The 15,370-nt window shown below is 66.2% G+C and carries 18 protein-coding genes; 13 read left to right on the plus strand and 5 right to left on the minus strand.

Going from position 1 to position 15,370, the window contains the following annotated elements:
• Positions 1–13: 13 nt before the first annotated feature.
• From H3H37_RS19410 to H3H37_RS19420, 3 genes are read left to right on the plus strand one after another with little or no spacing between them, the layout of a single operon-like run.
• Positions 14–1,906 (plus strand): alpha-amylase family protein, encoded by a 1,893-nt coding sequence (locus H3H37_RS19410; protein ID WP_182165589.1) that lies wholly within the window; start codon positions 14–16, stop codon positions 1,904–1,906.
• A gap of 32 nt (positions 1,907–1,938) precedes the next feature.
• A complete protein-coding gene (locus H3H37_RS19415; RefSeq protein ID WP_182165591.1) occupies positions 1,939–2,895 on the plus strand; it encodes a PfkB family carbohydrate kinase in 957 nt (318 codons plus the stop codon).
• A gap of 14 nt (positions 2,896–2,909) precedes the next feature.
• Positions 2,910–4,295: an MFS transporter gene (locus tag H3H37_RS19420; protein ID WP_182165593.1), complete on the plus strand. Its 1,386-nt coding sequence runs from the start codon at positions 2,910–2,912 to the stop codon at positions 4,293–4,295.
• Between the two features lie 32 nt (positions 4,296–4,327).
• Here the strand turns inward: H3H37_RS19420 and bfr are convergent, their stop codons facing one another.
• Together bfr and H3H37_RS19430 are read right to left on the minus strand one after the other, a co-directional pair.
• Positions 4,328–4,798: a bacterioferritin gene (gene bfr / locus H3H37_RS19425; RefSeq protein ID WP_182165595.1), complete on the minus strand. Its 471-nt coding sequence runs from the start codon at positions 4,796–4,798 to the stop codon at positions 4,328–4,330.
• A 104-nt stretch (positions 4,799–4,902) separates the two neighbouring features.
• The gene (locus H3H37_RS19430) at positions 4,903–5,124 is read right to left on the minus strand and encodes a (2Fe-2S)-binding protein (protein ID WP_182165597.1); all 222 of its coding nucleotides are present in this window, start codon (positions 5,122–5,124) and stop codon (positions 4,903–4,905) included.
• On the opposite strand from H3H37_RS19430, the gene H3H37_RS19435 reads away from it, so the two are divergent.
• The 6 genes from H3H37_RS19435 (at position 5,105) to H3H37_RS19460 (ending at position 8,455) form a co-directional block, all read left to right on the plus strand.
• The gene (locus tag H3H37_RS19435; protein WP_182165599.1) at positions 5,105–5,380 is read left to right on the plus strand and encodes a hypothetical protein; all 276 of its coding nucleotides are present in this window, start codon (positions 5,105–5,107) and stop codon (positions 5,378–5,380) included. The genes H3H37_RS19430 and H3H37_RS19435 overlap by 20 nt on opposite strands.
• Positions 5,377–5,643, plus strand: coding sequence for a FeoA family protein (locus H3H37_RS19440; RefSeq protein WP_182157048.1), 267 nt, complete (start codon positions 5,377–5,379; stop codon positions 5,641–5,643). The genes H3H37_RS19435 and H3H37_RS19440 overlap by 4 nt, the downstream gene beginning before the upstream one ends.
• Positions 5,644–5,645: 2 nt before the next feature.
• Positions 5,646–7,538, plus strand: coding sequence for a ferrous iron transporter B (gene feoB / locus H3H37_RS19445; protein WP_182165601.1), 1,893 nt, complete (start codon positions 5,646–5,648; stop codon positions 7,536–7,538).
• Position 7,539: 1 nt separating this feature from the next.
• Positions 7,540–7,818 (plus strand): DUF6587 family protein, encoded by a 279-nt coding sequence (locus tag H3H37_RS19450; protein ID WP_182165603.1) that lies wholly within the window; start codon positions 7,540–7,542, stop codon positions 7,816–7,818.
• Between the two features lie 90 nt (positions 7,819–7,908).
• Positions 7,909–8,196, plus strand: coding sequence for a BrnT family toxin (locus H3H37_RS19455; RefSeq protein WP_182165605.1), 288 nt, complete (start codon positions 7,909–7,911; stop codon positions 8,194–8,196).
• Positions 8,162–8,455 carry a BrnA antitoxin family protein gene (locus H3H37_RS19460; protein ID WP_182165607.1) on the plus strand — a complete coding sequence of 98 codons (294 nt, stop codon included), beginning with the start codon at positions 8,162–8,164 and terminating at the stop codon, positions 8,453–8,455. Before H3H37_RS19455 ends, H3H37_RS19460 begins: the two co-directional genes overlap by 35 nt.
• Before the next feature lies 1 nt (position 8,456).
• Here the strand turns inward: H3H37_RS19460 and H3H37_RS19465 are convergent, their stop codons facing one another.
• Positions 8,457–10,067, minus strand: coding sequence for an FMN-binding glutamate synthase family protein (locus H3H37_RS19465; RefSeq protein WP_182165699.1), 1,611 nt, complete (start codon positions 10,065–10,067; stop codon positions 8,457–8,459).
• A 180-nt stretch (positions 10,068–10,247) separates the two neighbouring features.
• On the opposite strand from H3H37_RS19465, the gene H3H37_RS19470 reads away from it, so the two are divergent.
• The 3 genes from H3H37_RS19470 to H3H37_RS19480 all read left to right on the plus strand — a co-directional run bounded on the left by H3H37_RS19470 (position 10,248) and on the right by H3H37_RS19480 (position 12,270).
• Positions 10,248–10,919, plus strand: coding sequence for a glutathione S-transferase (locus tag H3H37_RS19470; RefSeq protein ID WP_182165609.1), 672 nt, complete (start codon positions 10,248–10,250; stop codon positions 10,917–10,919).
• 70 nt (positions 10,920–10,989) lie between these two features.
• The gene (locus H3H37_RS19475; protein ID WP_182165611.1) at positions 10,990–11,766 is read left to right on the plus strand and encodes a 5'-3' exonuclease; all 777 of its coding nucleotides are present in this window, start codon (positions 10,990–10,992) and stop codon (positions 11,764–11,766) included.
• 33 nt (positions 11,767–11,799) lie between these two features.
• Positions 11,800–12,270: a response regulator gene (locus H3H37_RS19480; protein WP_182165613.1), complete on the plus strand. Its 471-nt coding sequence runs from the start codon at positions 11,800–11,802 to the stop codon at positions 12,268–12,270.
• Here the strand turns inward: H3H37_RS19480 and mnmA are convergent.
• Together mnmA and H3H37_RS19490 are read right to left on the minus strand one after the other, a co-directional pair.
• A complete protein-coding gene (gene mnmA / locus H3H37_RS19485) occupies positions 12,253–13,359 on the minus strand; it encodes a tRNA 2-thiouridine(34) synthase MnmA (RefSeq protein WP_182165615.1) in 1,107 nt (368 codons plus the stop codon). The genes H3H37_RS19480 and mnmA overlap by 18 nt on opposite strands.
• A 31-nt stretch (positions 13,360–13,390) precedes the next feature.
• Complete coding sequence (locus H3H37_RS19490; RefSeq protein WP_182165617.1) at positions 13,391–13,879, minus strand: NUDIX hydrolase; 489 nt, start codon at positions 13,877–13,879, stop codon at positions 13,391–13,393.
• A 372-nt stretch (positions 13,880–14,251) separates the two neighbouring features.
• Between H3H37_RS19490 and H3H37_RS19495 the strand changes: the two genes are divergently transcribed.
• Positions 14,252–15,364, plus strand: coding sequence for a Re/Si-specific NAD(P)(+) transhydrogenase subunit alpha (locus H3H37_RS19495; RefSeq protein ID WP_182165619.1), 1,113 nt, complete (start codon positions 14,252–14,254; stop codon positions 15,362–15,364).
• The last annotated feature ends 6 nt before the right edge of the window (positions 15,365–15,370 follow it).

Here is a 15,370-nt window from a genome sequence, read left to right on the forward strand (position 1 = left end):
TCTTTCCCGCACCATGACAACTCATTTGATTCCCGCCGAACGCCTGCTGGCAGCGTTGCCGCCGTCGTTGCAGCTGGACGCCGCGCGCCGCCTGGCCGCCCACGAACCGGCCCTGCGCCGGCTGCTTGCCGGTCTGTATGGTGGCCACCCCGGCTTCGACGCCTGGCTGGGCGACCTGATGGAAAACCTGGGTCAGCTGTACGCGGCCCGCCCGGAAGGGCTGCGCGCTCTGGACGCCGCGCGCGCCGTCGAGCCGGACTGGTTCCTCAGCCAGCGCATGCTCGGCTACTGCGCCTACGTGCAGAACTTCGGCGGCGACCTGCAAGGCGTGGCGCGCCAGATTCCGCACCTGCAGGCCATGGGCGTGAGCTATCTGCACCTGCTGCCGTTCCTGCGTGCGCGCGCCGGCGAGAACGACGGCGGCTTCGCCGTGGCCAGCTTCGACGAGGTGCAGCCGGAACTGGGCAGCAATGCCGACCTGGAAGCGCTGACGGCGCAACTGCGGGTGGCCGGCATCAGCCTGTGCTCGGACTTCATCCTCAACCACGTGGCCGATGACCACGTATGGGCGCAGGGTGCACGCGCCGGCGACGCGGCCATGCGCGCCATGTTCCATGTATTCCCGGACCGCGCCATGCCGGACCGCTACGAGCGCACGCTGGGCCAGGTGTTTCCCCAAGTCGCGCCCGGCAATTTCACGCAGGTCGAGGCGCTGGACGGCTGGGTGTGGACCACGTTCTACCCCTACCAGTGGGACCTGAACTATGCCAACCCGGCCGTGTTCGCGGCCATGGCGGCAACCCTGCTGCGGCTGGCCAATCGCGGCATCGAAGTGTTCCGGCTCGACTCCACCGCCTTCCTGTGGAAGCGCGAAGGCAGCAACTGCATGAACCAGCCGGAGGCGCACCAGCTGCTGCAAGCCATGCGCGCCATCGTCGACATCGTGGCGCCCGGCGTGCTGCTCAAGGCCGAGGCCATCGTGCCCACGCGCGAGCTGCCCGCCTATTTTGGCTCGGACCAGGCGCCCGAGTGCCACATCGCCTACCACAGCAGCCTGATGGCGGCCGGCTGGGCCGCCATGGCCGAGCAGGACGCCGGCCTGCTGCGCGCCGTGGCCGCCAACACGCCGGCCCTGCCGCCGGCGGCCAGCTGGCTCAGTTACGTGCGCTGCCACGACGACATCGGCTGGAACGTGCTGCGCGCGGAAGCGGGCGCGGATGGGCAGGACCCGAACGCCCGGCTGGCGCGCGTGGCCCAGTTCTTCGCCGGCGCGAACGGCAGCTATGCGCGCGGCGCCGCCTTCCAGAGCAGCGATCCGAACGCGGCCCATGGCAGCAACGGCATGGCCGCCTCGCTGGCCGGGCTGGAATCGGCCGACACGGCCGGCGAGCGCGAACTGGCGCTGCGACGCGTGCTGCTGCTGCATGGCCTGGCGCTCAGCTTCGGCGCGCTGCCGGTGCTGTATATGGGCGATGAACTGGCCCAGACCAACGACTACAGCTACACGGCGCGTCCGCAGCACGCCATGGACAGCCGCTGGCTGCAGCGGCCCCGCTTCGACCGCGAACGCTGGGCCGTCCGCCATGACGCCAGTACCATCCCGGGCCGCATGTACGGCGCGCTGCGCCAGCTGATCCTGCAGCGGCGGCGCCACGACGCGCTGGCCGCCGGCGCGCCGCGCGCCGTGCTGGACGCAGGCCACCCGGCCGTGCTGTCGCTGGCGCGCGGCCCGCAGCTGCTGGTGCTGATGAATTTCTCCGGCCAGGCCCACACGGTGGCGCTGGACGGCGACTGGACGTGCTGCCAGGACGGCCGCATACTGACTAAGGAAACGACGCTGGAACCGTGGGCCATGTTGTGGCTGGAGCGGCCCGCCGGACAGACTCACACGGAGCGCACGGCATGAACGCGGCGCCATCAAAGGAAGGAAGGCACGGTATGCACGGCAGCAAAGCGATCGCGGTGTTCGGCGAAGCCCTGGTGGACGATTTCATCACCGAGCAGGTGGTGGGCGGGGCGCCGTTCAACATGGCGCGCCACCTGGCAGCGTTCGGCGAGCCGACGCTGATGATCACGCGCGTGGGACAGGACAAGAACGGCGCGCTGGTGCGCGCCGAATTCGAGCGCTACGGCATGCCGCAAACGGGCCTGCAAATCGATCCCACCGAAGCCACCGGCCGCGTGGTGGTGGAGCGCGGCGCCGACGGGCACCGCTTCATCATCCTGGCCGACCAGGCCTACGATTACATCGAAACGGAGCCGGCGCTGGCGGCGCTGCGTGCCGTCGACCCCGGCGTGCTGTACTTCGGCACGCTGGCGCAGCGCAATCCGGCCAGCCGCGGCACCTTGCGCGCCATGCTGGCGGCGTCGCCGGCCAAGCGCTTCCTCGACCTGAACGTACGCGACGGCCAGGTGGTGGAGCGCAGCGTGTTCGAATCGCTGCACCAGGCCGACATCGTCAAGGTCAACGAGGAGGAATTGCAGGCGCTGTTCGACTGGTACACGCACGACCGGCCCGGCACGGCCGACGCCACCAGCCCGGCGCTGCACACGGCTTGTTCGCGCCTGCTACGCAACTTCTCGCTGGAAGGGCTGATCGTCACGCTGGGTCCGCGCGGCGCGATCCACTTCGGCGCCGACGGGGTGATGACGGCCAGCCTGGCCAGCCATGCGCCGGCCCGCGTGGTGGACACGGTGGGCGCGGGCGACGCGTTCTCCGCCGTCTACCTGCACGGCCGCGCGCAGGGCTGGCCGCTGGCGTTGACGCTGGCGCGCGCCAACGAATTCGCCGGCGCCATCTGCGGCATCTCCGGCGCGGTGCCGCAGTCCATGGAGTTCTACCAACCATGGCGCGCGCGCTGGCAGACCGGCGCCGCGACGCCGGCGGCATCCTGAACGGAGGGACTGGCATGGCATCGATCAAACCGCATCTGTCGTTCTGGCAGATCGTGAACATGAACTTCGGCTTCTTCGGCATCCAGTTCAGCTTCGGCCTGCAGCAGAGCAGCATGAGCCCGATCTACAAATACCTGGGCGCCGATGAAGCCAGCCTGCCCTACCTGTGGCTGGCCGGCCCCATGACGGGCCTGCTGGTGCAGCCACTGATCGGCGCCATGAGCGACCGCACCGTCACGCGCTGGGGGCGGCGCACGCCGTACTTCCTGGTGGGCGCCATCCTGTGCAGTATCGGCCTGCTGCTGATGCCGTTCAGCCCCGCGCTGTGGATGGCGGCCGGCCTGCTGTGGATACTGGACGCGGCCAACAACGTGACGATGGAACCGTACCGCGCCTTCGTCAGCGACAAGCTGGCGCCGGCGCAGCACTCGATCGGCTTCCTGACCCAGAGCGCCTTCACGGGGCTGGGGCAGACGCTGGCCTACCTGACGCCGTCGCTGCTGGTGTGGTGGGGCATGGACAAGGATGCCGTCAACGGCCACCACATCCCGCATGTGGTGATCGTGGCGTTCGTGATCGGCGCCGTGTGCTCGATCACCTCCGTGCTGTGGACGCTCAGGACCACGCCCGAGCATCCGCTGTCGGATGCGGAACTGGCCGAGCTGCGCGCCCGGCCCGCCGGCTGGCGCCACACGCTGGGCGACATCGTGGACGCCGTGCGCGAGATGCCGCCCACCATGAAGCAGCTGGCGCTGGTCAAGCTATTCCAGTGGTATGCCATGTTCTGCTACTGGCAGTACATCATGCTGTCGCTGGCCACGACCATCTACGGCACCACCGACCAGACCACGCAGGGTTTCCGCGACGCGGGGCTGTTGACGGGGCAGGTGGGGGCGTTCTACAACGGCGTGGCCTTCGTGGGTGCGCTGGTGCTGGTGCCGTTCACGCGGCGCTACGGCCCCAAGCTTACGCACAGCGTCTGCCTGGCGCTGGCCGGCGCCGGCATGCTGTGCATCCCGCTGATCCACTCGCCGCTGCTGCTGTTGCTGCCGATGGTGGGCATCGGCCTGGCGTGGGCCAGCATCATGGGCAATCCGTATGTGATGCTGGCCGGCAGCATTCCGCCCGAGCGCACCGGGGTCTACATGGGCATCTTCAATATGTTCATCGTGATCCCGATGATCATCCAGATCTTCACGCTGCCGCTGTACTACCGCAGCTGGCTGGGCGGGAATCCGGAGAACGTGATCCGGCTGGCGGGGGGCTTGATGCTGTGCGGCGCGCTGGCGGTGTTGTTCGTCAAGCTGCGGCCGCGCGCGGCGGACGGGGCGGCGGCGCTGGCGGATGGGCAGGCGGCGCAGGGAGTGGCCACGCCGGCGCTGGGCGGCGGCCATCACTGAATGGAAGAAGCGGGCCGTGTGGCCCGCTTTTTTTATTCGGCCATCTGGCTTTGCAGGTAGTTCTGCAGGCCGACCTTGGCGATCAGGTCGATCTGGGTTTCCAGCCAGTCGATGTGTTCCTCGGTGTCTTCCAGGATCTCCAGCAGCAGGTCGCGCGACACGTAGTCGGCCGCCTTCTCGCAGGCGGCGATGCCTTCCTTGACGGTGAGCTGGGCGCCCCGTTCCAGTTGCAAGTCGCAACCGAGCATCTCTTCCGTGTTCTCGCCCACCATCACCTTGTGCAGCGCCTGCAGGTTGGGCAGGCCGTCGAGCATCAGGATGCGGTCGATCAGGCGGTCGGCGTGCTTCATCTCGCCGATCGATTCCTCGTATTCCTTCTTGGCCAGCTTGCCCAGGCCCCAGTGGCGGTACATGCGCGAGTGCAGGAAGTACTGGTTGATCGCGGTCAGTTCATTGGTCAGCTGCGCGTTGAGCTGTTTGATGACGTCTTGGTCGCCCTTCATGATGTCGCCTTCCCTGTGTTGATGGAGTGCTGTCATTTTGCCATGAAAGGGCAGGGGCGCGTAGCGCCGCACGTGGCGCGGCGCAGCATACGGCAGGGATGGATTTATTCGGCCAGCACCGGGCGCTTGAGCGTGGTGGCGTTCAGCGTGCTGGCGTTCATCTTGGCCAGTTGCGTGTCGAGCACGCTCTGGGCGCAGTCGGCGCACTGGCCGCAGCACGTGGCCACGCCCAGCTGCTCGCGCAGCTCGTCCATGGTGCGCAAGCCCAGTTCCACGGCCTGGCGGATTTCACGGTCGGAGATATTGTTGCAGACACAAACAATCATCGAAGCACCTATGCGGAGTAGAAAAACAGAGAATGTCGGACAACATTGCGTATTTCCCAATGCGAATCATTCTCATTACGTGGTTTATTCTGCCGCAAAATCAAGCAATCCGCAAGCGCAAATAGAAACCATTCGCATTCCCGTTTATAATGCTACTATTGATCTTGCCGGCGGGAATGCGATCTTGCAGCGCGCCGGCAAGCCGCTGCCGGCCTCGCCTGCGGCCATTTCACCGATATTGCGGACACTGCCATGACACTAGCGCCTACGCTGATCAAACTCGACACCCTGCCCACGGGCAGCAGCGGCACGGTGGTGCACGTGGCCCCCGGCGATCCGGCCGACGACGGCGCCGACCTGGCGCGCCGGCTGATGGAGCTGGGCTTCGTGCCGGGCGAGAAGATCCGCCTGCTCAAGCGCGGCATGCCCGGCGGCGAGCCGCTGGCCATCAAGGTGGGCAATTCCACGTTCGCGCTGCGCCGCTTCGAGGCCGCGCTGATTTCGATTCAACCGGAATGACCATGGGCGCAGCGGAAAAGACGATGGCGGCCGTGTCGCAACTGCCGATGGTGGCGTTGCTGGGCAACCCCAATTGCGGCAAGACCGCGCTGTTCAACCGCCTGACGGGCGCGCGCCAGAAAGTGGCCAACTACGCCGGCGTGACCATCGAGCGCAAGGAAGGCATGTTCACCTCGCCCGAGGGCCGGCCGTTCCGCGTGCTGGACCTGCCGGGCGCCTACAGCCTGTCGGCCCATACGCCCGACGAAGCCATCACGCGCGACGTGGTGGCCGGCCTGCGCGCGGGCGAGCAGTCGCCCGACGTGGTGGTGTGCGTGGTGGACGCCACCAATCTGCGCCTGAACCTGCGCCTGGTGCTGGAGATCAAGCGCCTGGGCCTGCCCATGGTGCTGGCGCTGAACATGGTGGACGTGGCGGCCAAGCGCGGCATCGTGATCGACGCCGACCGGCTGGCCGAGGAACTGGGCATGACGGTGGTGGAGACGGTGGCCGTGCAGGGCGGCGGCGAGAAGTCGCTGCTGCGCGCGCTGGACGCCATGTGGCCGCTGCGCACGGTGGCGGCCAAGCCGCTGTCGGCCATCGATGAAGTGTCGGTCGAGGACACGCAGCGCGAAGTGCGCCGCATCCTGGCCGCCGTCAGCAACGACTTCCACGATACCGGCAACCTGACCGAGAAGATCGACGACGTGGTGCTGCATCCGGTGCTCGGCCCCGTGATCCTGGCCGTGCTGATGTTCCTCGTGTTCCAGGCCGTGTTCAGCTGGGCCAATGTGCCGATGGATATGATCAAGGCCGGCGTGGACAGCGTGGGCCAGTACCTGACGGCCCACATGGGCGAGGGCTTGCTGCGCAGCCTGCTGGTGGAAGGTATCCTGGGCGGCGCCGGCAGCGTGCTGGTGTTCCTGCCGCAGATCCTGATCCTGTTCTTCTTCATCCTGGTACTGGAGGATTGCGGTTACCTGCCGCGCGCCGCCTTCCTGCTGGACCGGCTGATGGGCGGCGTGGGCCTGTCGGGCCGCGCCTTCATCCCGCTGCTGTCGAGTTTCGCCTGCGCCATCCCCGGTATCATGGCCGCGCGCACCATCCAGAATCCGCGCGACCGGCTGGTGACGATCATGATCGCGCCGCTGATGACGTGTTCCGCGCGCCTGCCCGTGTATGCGCTGATCATCGCCGCCTTCATCCCGGACCGCCAGGTGGCAGGCTTGATGAGTTTGCAGGGGCTGGTGCTGTTCGGCCTGTACGTGGCCGGCATCGTGTCGGCCATGGGCGTCGCCTACTTCATGAAGCGCACGTTCGGCGCCAACCACCAGCAGCCGCTGATGCTGGAGCTGCCCGCCTACCACTGGCCCCATTTGCGCAACCTGGCGCTGGGGCTGTGGGAACGCGCCAAGATTTTCCTGACCCGGGTCGGCACCATCATCCTGACCCTGATGGTGCTGCTGTGGTTCCTCAGCACCTTCCCCGGTGCGCCGGCAGGGGCGACCCATCCGCCGATCTACTACAGCATGGCCGGCATGCTGGGCCGCGCGCTGGAAGTGGTGTTCACGCCGATCGGCTTCAACTGGCAGATCTGCATCGCCCTGGTGCCCGGCCTGGCCGCGCGCGAAGTGGCGGTGGGTGCGCTGGGCACCGTGTACGCATTGTCGCAGACGGGCGAGGAACTGGCGTCGTCGCTGGAGCCCATCATCGCCGCCTCGTGGGCGCTGCCGACGGCCTTGTCGCTGCTGGCCTGGTATGTGTTCGCGCCGCAGTGCATGTCCACGCTGAGCGTGGTGCGGCGCGAGACGGGCACGTGGCGCTACCCGGCGCTGATGGCCGGCTATATGTTCGCGCTGGCCTACACGGCGTCGTTCCTCACCTATCGCATCGCGCTGTTGTTGACGGGAGCCTGATATGTGGCAGCAAGTGATCGTGGCGGTGATCGTGGCGGCGGCCGTGCTGCATTTCTGCACGCGCTACCTGCCGGCCGCGTGGCGGCGCCAGATCGTCTATTTCCTGTCGCGGCGCGGCTTCGACCAGAACCGGATGGCGCGGCTGTTCCGCACCCAGTCCAGCTGCGGCGACGGTTGTTCGAGCTGCGGTTCCTGCGATTCCGCCCCGGCTGCGTCGTCCGACGCGCCGCCACCATCCACTCCCTCCCAGCGCGTCATCAAACTGCACGTGCAGCGCTGATCGTCCGTCGGCTGCGGCAGCGCAAACGCGCTGGCCGCGGTGCCGGTAATGTGTCCGTTGAAGTTTTTAAATTCGCGGATAACATGACCAATGCAGATCACTTTTGATCCTGTGAAAGACGTGCTTAACCGAAGCAAACACGGCATCTCGCTGTCGGATGCCGCTGCATTCGATTGGGATACCGCGCTATACTGGATTGATCGGCGGCGCGATTATCTTGAACAGCGCATGTGTGCGTTGGGCCGCATCGCCGGCCGGGTGCATGTGGCGGTGTTCGTGGCGCGCGCCGGCACTTTAAGAATGATCAGTTTGCGCAAGGCCAATCCACGAGAGGAGCGACGTTATGCCGAAACAGAGCAAGGCTTCCGAGGTGGATGACATGGAGCAACGGGCAATCGACGAGGCGGCAACGCCGGACTCCGACGCGCCGCCATTGACCGATGAGCAGCTCGCGCAGTTCAGACCGTGGCAGCCGTGGTTGCAAGCTCCTGCTGGCACATCCAAGGTCAGTGTCAACATCGCGTATGACAGTGATTTATTGGATGTGTTCAAGTCCACCGGCGCGGGTTGGGAAGAGGGCATGAACGCTGTGCTACGCGAGTGGGCGATACGGCGCGGTTATTTGCCCCCGGCCTGAATCAAGCCAGCGGATGAAACGATTCCGCCTGCGCCATCGGCCAGTACATGCCGAACACGGGCGGCAGGCGTGACAGTTGGGCCGGGTCCAGCAGCTGGCCCGGGTCCAGGTAGGGCAGCAGCGCCGACGCCAGCTTGACCTGGTTGGGCGAGATGCGCCGCACCAGATGGTACGGCTTCAGTTGGGACGGGTGTGTGAGCCCGGCCGCCGCCACCAGCCCGGCCAGCGCCTTCAAGGTGTTCTGGTGGAAGTTGGCCACGCGCTGGGTCTTGTCCGGCACCACCAGCGCGCGCTGGCGCAACTTGTCCTGGGTGGCCACGCCCGTCGGGCAGCGGTCCGTGTGGCAGTGCTGCGACTGGATGCAGCCCAGCGCGAACATGAAGCCGCGCGCCGAGTTGCACCAGTCCGCGCCCAGGGCCAGCAGGCGCGCGATGTCGAACGCCGTGATCACCTTGCCCGACGCGCCGACCTTGATCCGCTCGCGCAGGTTGGCGCCCACCAGCGTGTTATGCACCAGCAGCAGCGCTTCCTGCAGCGGCGTGCCCACGTGGTCCGTGAATTCCACCGGCGCCGCCCCGGTGCCGCCTTCGCTGCCGTCGACGACAATGAAGTCGGGCGTGATGCCGGTGGCCAGCATGGCCTTGACGATGCCGAAGAATTCCCACGGGTGGCCGATGGACAGCTTGAATCCGGTCGGCTTGCCGCCCGATAGATTGCGCAGGCGGTCGATGAAGGCCAGCATTTCCAGCGGCGTGGAGAAGGCCGAATGGCTGGCCGGCGAGACGCAATCCTCGCCCTGCGGCACGCCGCGCGTGGTGGCGATTTCGATCGTCACCTTGGCGCCGGGCAGCACGCCGCCGTGGCCCGGCTTGGCACCCTGCGACAATTTGAGTTCGATCATCTTCACTTGTTCGGTGCAGGCGTTGGCCACGAAGCGCTCCTCCGAGAAGGTGCCGTCGGCGTTGCGGCAGCCGAAATAGCCGGAGCCGATCTCCCACACCAGGTCGCCCCCGTGCATGCGGTGGTAGGGGCTGATGCTGCCTTCGCCCGTGTCGTGCATGAAGTGGCCGATGCGCGCGCCGCCGTTCAGGGCCTGGATGGCGTTGGCCGACAGCGCGCCGAAACTCATGGCCGAGATGTTGAACACGCTGGCCGAGTAGGGTTGGGCGCGCGGGCAGTCCGGGTGGTTGCCGATCTCGATGCGGAAATCGTGGTGGGCCTCTGGCGCGGGCGCGATCGAATGGTTGATCCACTCGTAGCCGTCCTGGTAGACGTCGAGCTGGGTGCCGAACGGGCGCTTGTCCGTTTCCACCTTGGCGCGCTGGTAGACGATGCTGCGCTGGTTGCGCGAGAACGGCGCCGCTTGCGTGTCGTCCTCCAGGAAGTACTGGCGGATCTCGGGCCGGATCGCTTCGAGCAGGAAGCGCAGGTGGGCCAGGATCGGGTAGTTGCGGCGCAGCGCGCGCCGGGTCTGCAGCAGGTCGGCCACGCCCACCGCCACCAGCGCGGCGGCCGTGAGCGGCAGCCACGGACTGGCGCCCATCAGCAGCGACAGCAGCAGCGTGGCGATGGCGAGCTGGAAGGCGAGGTAACGCAGGGTCAGGAACTTCATGGGCGCTCCGGTGCGAGTGACGATGGTGGCGGGGGCTGGCATGTGGGTGACAGTCATGGCGAGCCGCCGTCAGGGAGTGTACTGCTTTTTCCGCGTAGCAAACTATCGGCGGCGCGATGGCGGCAACAGTGTTAAGCTGGCAAGGCCGGCAGGCCCGCCCAACCTTGAACAGGAAACGCCATGATCGTCGTCCACCACCTCAACAACTCCCGTTCGCAGCGCGTCCTGTGGCTGCTCGAAGAACTGGGCCTGGAATACGAGATCGTGCGCTACCAGCGCGACCCCAAGACCATGCTGGCGCCGCCGGCGCTGCGCGCCATCCACCCGCTGGGCAAGTCGCCCGTGATCACGGACGGCGACGTGACGGTGGCCGAATCGGGCGCCATCGTCGAATACCTGGTCGAGCGCTACGGCAACGGCATGCTGGTGCCGCCGCCCGGCACGGCGGAAAAGCGGCGCTGGACGTATTTCATGCATTACGCGGAGGGCTCGGCCATGACGCCGCTGCTGATGAAGCTCGTGTTCGACCGGGTCGAATCGGGGCCGGCGCCGTTCTTCGTCAAGCCGGTGGCGCGCGCCATCGCGCACAAGGTCAAGTCCATGTACATCCAGCCGCAGATCGAGCAGCATCTCGACTATCTGGAGGCGGAGCTGAGCCAGCACCTGTGGTTCGCCGGCGAGCAGTTCAGCGCGGCCGATATCCAGATGAGTTTTCCGCTGGAGGCGGCCGCCGCCCGCGCCGGGCTCGATGGCCGCCGGCCCCATTTGCGCGCCTTCCTCGACCGCATCCACGCGCGTCCCGCGTTCCAGCGCGCGCTGGAGCGCGGCGGGCCGTACGAGCTGCTGAAATAAGGGGAAACGGCCCGGCGGCGCCGTGCCCTTGCGGTAGAATGCGCGCTTGAATCAGCCAGTATAAAACCTCATGAGCCGACTCCTCGCCATCGATGGCCTCAACATCGTGCGCCGCGTCTACGAAGCGAGCCCCGAACCGGATTCGCCCGAGAAGGCCGATCTCGCGCTGCGCCATGCGCTGTCCTCGTTCCGCAAACTGATCACCGAACATGAACCGAGCCATGTGCTGCCGGCCTTCGACTTCGGCGGCCCCACCTGGCGCCACGCGCTGTACGCCGGCTACCGCGCCGGGCGGGCGCCCATGCCGGCCGAACTGCGCGCCGCGCTGCCGGCGTTCTACGCGCAACTGGAAGGCTGGGGCTTGCGCGTGGTCTCGCTGCCCGAGGTGGAGGCGGACGATGTGATCGGCACCGTGGTGCTGCGCTGGCTGGGCGAGGGCCGCGGCGAGGCGACCGTGGCCACCACCGACAAGGACCTGCATCCATTGATCGCCAACGGCGCGCGCGTGTGGGACCACTTCAAGGGCGAATGGCACGACCACGCCTGGGTCGAGCGCAAATGGGGCGTGCCGCCCGAGCAGTTGCCGGACCTGCTGGCGCTGATGGGCGACGCCACCGATTCCATCCCTGGCGTGTCCAAGGTGGGGGCCAAGACCGCGGCCCGACTGTTGCGTACATACGGCAATCTGGACGCCATCATGGCCGGCGCCGGCATTCTGAAGGACACGCTGGGCGAAACCCTACGAAAAGAGCGCGAAATGTTGTATCTTTCCCGACAACTGGTGCAATTAAAAACGGACGTGCGGGTCGGCGTGAGCTGGAACATGCTGGCCTGGGATCGGCATTAGGAAGCCGGCGGCGTTCACGAGAAAGGTTTTACGATGTTAAAGGCAGTCATTATCGACAGCAGCGCCGTGGCCCGCGGCCTGCTCAACACCGTCCTGCTCGACGGTGGCTACGACGTGGTGGGACAGAGCCACACCTGCGCCAGCGGCATGGCGCTGTTGCTCAAGCACCAGCCCCACATCGTCTGCATCGCGCGCGAGCAGATCGAAGCCGACACCGGCGTGGTGCGCGAGATCAAGGGCAGCTGGCCCAAGACGCTGATCTTCATGGTGTCGAGCGAATTCGACGCCGCCACCATCCAGGCCGCCCATGCGATGGGCGTGAACGGTTTCATCGTCAAGCCGTTCAAGGCCGACACGGTGCTCAACACCATCCGCAACACGGTGATCGCCATGGTCAAGCGCCAGCGCGCGGCGATGGCGGCCCAGCAGGCGGCCGCCGCGCCGGCCGATGGCGGCCAGCCCGGCGACGGTGCTGCCGGCGACGCGTCAGGCGCTGAAGTCTGAACCGGCGATGATGCCGCCGCCCAGGCACACGTCGCCGTCGTACAGCACGGCCGACTGGCCGGGCGTGACGGCCCACTGGGCCTGCTCGAACTGCAGCGAGAAGTTGGCCTCGCCCTCCGGCGTGACGGTGCAGGCCACGTCGGCCTGGCGGTAGCGGGTCTTGGCCGACAGCGCGCGCGGCGCCGGCGGCGCGCCGGCGATCCAGCTGGCCTGGTCGGCGCGCAGCGTGGCCGACAGCAGCCACGGATGGTCGTGGCCCTGCACGATGTACAGCGTGTTGCTGGCGATGTCCTTGCGCGCCACGTACCACGCGTCGCTGCTGCCGTCGTCGTTCTTGTACGCTTTCAGGCCGCCCACGCCGATGCCCTTGCGTTGGCCCAGCGTGTAGAAGCTCAGGCCCACGTGCTCGCCCACCACCTTGCCGTCCGGGGTCTTCATCGGGCCCGGCTTGTACGACAGGTAGCGGTTCAGGAATTCGCGGAACGGGCGCTCGCCGATGAAGCAGATGCCGGTCGAATCCTTCTTGGCCGCGTTGGGCAGGCCCAGTTTCTCGGCGATCTTGCGCACTTCCGTCTTGGGGATCTCGCCCAGCGGGAACAGGGTCTTGGACAATTGCGCCTGGTTGAGGCGGTGCAGGAAGTAGCTCTGGTCCTTGGTGTGGTCGAGCGCCTTCAGTAATTCGAATTGTGTTCCATTCTGGCGCACGCGCGCATAGTGGCCGGTGGCGATCAGGTCCGCGCCCAGGTGCATGGCGTGGTCGAGGAAGGCCTTGAATTTGATCTCGGCGTTGCACAGCACGTCCGGGTTGGGGGTGCGGCCGGCCTGGTATTCGCGCAGGAAGTCGGCGAACACGCGGTCCTTGTATTCGGCCGCGAAGTTGACGGCCTCGATGTCGACCCCGATCACGTCGGCCACGCTGGCCGCGTCGATCCAGTCCTGGCGCGTGGAGCAGTATTCGGAATCGTCGTCGTCTTCCCAGTTCTTCATGAACAGGCCCACCACCTCGTAGCCCTGCTCCTTGAGCATCCACGCCGCGACCGAGGAATCGACCCCGCCTGACATACCGATCACGACTTTTTTCTTGCTCATCTTACTTATTCCTACAGATTCCGTTACTTTGTTAGTTTGATACCACTTCCTTGAACACGGAAGCGTGGGTGTGAAGCAGTTCCAGCGGCGCGCGCCGGCCCGCCAGGTATTCGTCCACGCACTGCAGCACCAGCGGGCTGCGGTGCTGGTCGCGGCAGGCGGCCAGTTCGTCGCGCGTGAGCCACATGGTGCGCAGGATGCCCTCGTCCAGCGGCCGCTCGTGGCGCTGTCCCGGCACACCGCAGAAGGTGAAGCGCAAATACGTCACTTCCTCGCCCGTGCGGCGCGAGGTGTAGCGCGACATGTACATGCCCACCAGCGCCGTGGGCGTGAAGTCGTGCGCCGTCTCCTCCAGCGTCTCGCGGATCACGGCCTGTTCCAGCGACTCGTGCGGATCCAGGTGGCCGGCCGGCTGGTTGATGCGCACGCCCTCGCTGGTCTCTTCTTCGATCAGCAAGAACTTGCCATCCTGTTCGATGATGGCGGCGACAGTCACAGAGGGTTTCCAGATACGCGGCATGGGTCATCCTTGAAAGAGCCGCCATTTTAGCCTGTTCTGGGGCAGCGGATATGACACCCGTATGACTTGTACACAGCTTGGCATTGAAATTGCTCAAACTTCGTGCCGGTTTGTTGCTATGCAGCAGAAATTTGTGGTCAGATAGTTGTTAATCCACGTCAATTCATTACAAATAGTAATAAATGTAGTGATAATTGACCTATTTATTGATAAATGCTTACTAAGTATAGTGCGCCCAACGGCGCAGCCGTCCACCCCTCAATTAGTGGGACACCACTATCGAAGTGCCCGGACAAATAGCGTTTTGCCACAACTTTCCGTGTTAGATTTCCGTCATCTAGTCAGTTTATCAATCCTTTGGAGGCAGTTTTTATGAGAATAGGCATACCGGTCGAGACCCGGCCGGGCGAGACCCGCGTCGCGGCGACGCCCGAAACAGTCAAGAAGCTCGCAGCGAAACATCAGGTGGTGGTGCAGTCGGGCGCTGGTATGCCGGCCTCGGTGACGGATGACGCCTACGCGGCCGCCGGCGCCCAGATCGTCGGCATGGCCGAAGCCTACGCCGCCGACGTGGTGCTCAAGGTGCGCGCGCCGAACGCCGATGAACGCGGGCTGATGAAGGCCGGCACCGTGGTGATCGGCATGCTCAACCCGTTCGACAGCGCGAACATCGCCGCCATGGCCGCCGCCGGGCTGCAGGCGTTCGCGCTGGAAGCGGTGCCCCGCATCACCCGCGCCCAGTCGATGGACGTGCTGTCGTCGCAGGCCAACATCGCCGGCTACAAGGCTGTGATGATGGCCGCCAACACCTACCAGCGCTTCATGCCCATGCTGATGACGGCCGCCGGCACTGTGAAGGCGGCCCGCGTGCTGATCATGGGCGTGGGCGTGGCCGGTCTGCAGGCCATCGCCACGGCCAAGCGCCTGGGCGCCGTGATCGAGGCGTCCGACGTGCGGCCGCCCGTCAAGGAGCAGGTCGAGTCGCTGGGCGCCAAGTTCATCGATGTGCCCTTCCTGACCGAGGAGGAAAAGGAAATCGCCAAGGGCGTGGGCGGTTATGCCCGTCCCATGCCGGCCGACTGGATGCGCCGCCAGGCGGAACTGGTGCATGAGCGGGCCAAGCTGGCCGACATCATCATCACCACGGCACTGATCCCCGGCCGTCCCGCGCCGACTCTGATTTCCGAGGAAACCGTGAAGGCCATGAAGCCCGGCTCCGTGATCGTCGACCTGGCCGTCTCGCAAGGCGGCAACTGCCCGCTGTCCGAACTGGGCAAGACGGTGGTCAAGCACGGCGTCTACATCGTGGGCGAGCCGGACCTGGCCACGCTGGTGGCGGCCGACGCCTCGGCCTTGTACGCGCGCAACGTGCTCGACTTCCTCAAGCTGATCATCGACAAGGAAGACAAGCTCGTGATCGACCGCGAGGACGAGATCATCAAGGCCACCCTGGTGTGCGCCGGCGGCGACGTGCTGCGCAAATAACCGAAC

Source organism: Rugamonas brunnea, assembly GCF_014042345.1.
GTDB classification, from domain to species: domain Bacteria; phylum Pseudomonadota; class Gammaproteobacteria; order Burkholderiales; family Burkholderiaceae_D; genus Rugamonas; species Rugamonas brunnea.

Coding starts and splice junctions, on each gene's coding strand:
- H3H37_RS19410 (WP_182165589.1), top strand. CDS start 14: ATGACAACTCATTTGATTCCCGCCGAACGCCTGCTGGCAGCGTTGCCG.
- H3H37_RS19415 (WP_182165591.1), top strand. CDS start 1,939: ATGCACGGCAGCAAAGCGATCGCGGTGTTCGGCGAAGCCCTGGTGGAC.
- H3H37_RS19420 (WP_182165593.1), top strand. CDS start 2,910: ATGGCATCGATCAAACCGCATCTGTCGTTCTGGCAGATCGTGAACATG.
- bfr (WP_182165595.1), bottom strand. CDS start 4,798: ATGAAGGGCGACCAAGACGTCATCAAACAGCTCAACGCGCAGCTGACC.
- H3H37_RS19430 (WP_182165597.1), bottom strand. CDS start 5,124: ATGATTGTTTGTGTCTGCAACAATATCTCCGACCGTGAAATCCGCCAG.
- H3H37_RS19440 (WP_182157048.1), top strand. CDS start 5,377: ATGACACTAGCGCCTACGCTGATCAAACTCGACACCCTGCCCACGGGC.
- feoB (WP_182165601.1), top strand. CDS start 5,646: ATGGGCGCAGCGGAAAAGACGATGGCGGCCGTGTCGCAACTGCCGATG.
- H3H37_RS19450 (WP_182165603.1), top strand. CDS start 7,540: ATGTGGCAGCAAGTGATCGTGGCGGTGATCGTGGCGGCGGCCGTGCTG.
- H3H37_RS19455 (WP_182165605.1), top strand. CDS start 7,909: ATGCAGATCACTTTTGATCCTGTGAAAGACGTGCTTAACCGAAGCAAA.
- H3H37_RS19460 (WP_182165607.1), top strand. CDS start 8,162: ATGCCGAAACAGAGCAAGGCTTCCGAGGTGGATGACATGGAGCAACGG.
- H3H37_RS19465 (WP_182165699.1), bottom strand. CDS start 10,067: ATGAAGTTCCTGACCCTGCGTTACCTCGCCTTCCAGCTCGCCATCGCC.
- H3H37_RS19470 (WP_182165609.1), top strand. CDS start 10,248: ATGATCGTCGTCCACCACCTCAACAACTCCCGTTCGCAGCGCGTCCTG.
- H3H37_RS19475 (WP_182165611.1), top strand. CDS start 10,990: ATGAGCCGACTCCTCGCCATCGATGGCCTCAACATCGTGCGCCGCGTC.
- H3H37_RS19480 (WP_182165613.1), top strand. CDS start 11,800: ATGTTAAAGGCAGTCATTATCGACAGCAGCGCCGTGGCCCGCGGCCTG.
- mnmA (WP_182165615.1), bottom strand. CDS start 13,359: ATGAGCAAGAAAAAAGTCGTGATCGGTATGTCAGGCGGGGTCGATTCC.
- H3H37_RS19490 (WP_182165617.1), bottom strand. CDS start 13,879: ATGCCGCGTATCTGGAAACCCTCTGTGACTGTCGCCGCCATCATCGAA.
- H3H37_RS19495 (WP_182165619.1), top strand. CDS start 14,252: ATGAGAATAGGCATACCGGTCGAGACCCGGCCGGGCGAGACCCGCGTC.